We start from the raw sequence: 1083 nt of genomic DNA, 5'->3' as shown, positions 1-1083 counted from the left end.
CACCCTTGGTATCCATAGATGGATAGAAAAGAATAACGCGTACGGCGTGCGTCCGTTTTATTTTTCTACAGCAAAGCTGCATAAGGGTAACAGCCAAGTTTTCTTTATTGTGTGGAGCGTGTGGTGCCAAGGACGAAATCGACCGACAACGGCTTCCTGCTCCGTAATACCCAGATGTTTTGCGGTCCCGCCTGGCTGAGGTAAAAAGTGGCCTTGCGGTCCCGCCTGGCTGGGGCAAAAAGCGGTCCTCTACGCTTCGGGGCGGGAGACGAACCGACGCCCGTTTGGGGCACGGTGTGGTGGCGATCCACTCTGGATCATACTGGATAATCAACACCCTTGGTTACTGGTATCTTATCTATCATATCTGCTTTAGTAACAATAGTAGATTATCTGTTAACAAAGTCTAACCCTACTATATTTTTTCTAATGTGTGTATTTGGATTACTTGCTTATGCTTTAGACTCAAGAGATAAATTTAAAGAATTACGTAATAATGGAATTGTGTACAGGGAACAAAAGCCGATTCTCGTTGAAGAGAATAATGGGGTTTACAAAGTAAAAAATATGGTATCTGCCCAATATGTAATGGGAGGGTTTACATTTATTATGATGAGAGATTTAAAAAAGGCTAGGAAAGTATGTAAACAATAACGATCATTTATATACGTATGATCGCACTATCGATGTTGGGGTTCCATGAGAGGTTATTAATTTTTATCATTCTAAGTAAAAATGTAAGAAAGCGCCCTAGTCAAAAACTAATCTCCATCAAGAAGTATGTACTGGACCGCAAGTAGTATGCTTGCGGTTTTTTTCGTTGCAGTTTTTCAAAACTTGCTAAACCATGTTATAAAGAACTGCAAACCTAAGGAGAAATTTACATAAATTTTTAAGGATGCTAAAGGATGTAAGAAGAGAAAAAATGAAGGAAGAATAGTATGGAGGTAGTGATAGTGTGCGTGAAAAATGGGTAAATCAGAAATTAAAATATTGACTTTACAGTAGGTTGTTAGTTATTTCAAACGTTTTAATCTAAATGTAAAAACTGTTGGTAGACTGAATTCTGGACACGCAGAACCG

At 39.1% G+C, this 1083-nt stretch carries 2 protein-coding genes; one reads left to right on the top strand and one right to left on the bottom strand.

Annotated elements, in window-relative coordinates; all coding sequences use genetic code 11:
* Positions 1-334, bottom strand: a 334-nt coding sequence (locus HMPREF0083_RS28975; protein ID WP_209421074.1) for a hypothetical protein, incomplete at its 3' end; no start/stop codon positions are given.
* 5 nt (positions 335-339) lie between these two features.
* Between HMPREF0083_RS28975 and HMPREF0083_RS04850 the strand changes: the two genes are divergently transcribed.
* The gene (locus HMPREF0083_RS04850) at positions 340-654 is read left to right on the top strand and encodes a hypothetical protein (protein WP_051354536.1); all 315 of its coding nucleotides are present in this window, start codon (positions 340-342) and stop codon (positions 652-654) included.
* Positions 655-1083 lie beyond the last annotated feature (429 nt).

This window comes from Aneurinibacillus aneurinilyticus ATCC 12856 (assembly GCF_000466385.1).
Lineage (GTDB): Bacteria > Bacillota > Bacilli > Aneurinibacillales > Aneurinibacillaceae > Aneurinibacillus > Aneurinibacillus aneurinilyticus.
Note: the sequence above shows the minus strand (reverse complement) of the source record. Positions and strands in the feature narration are given on the sequence as shown.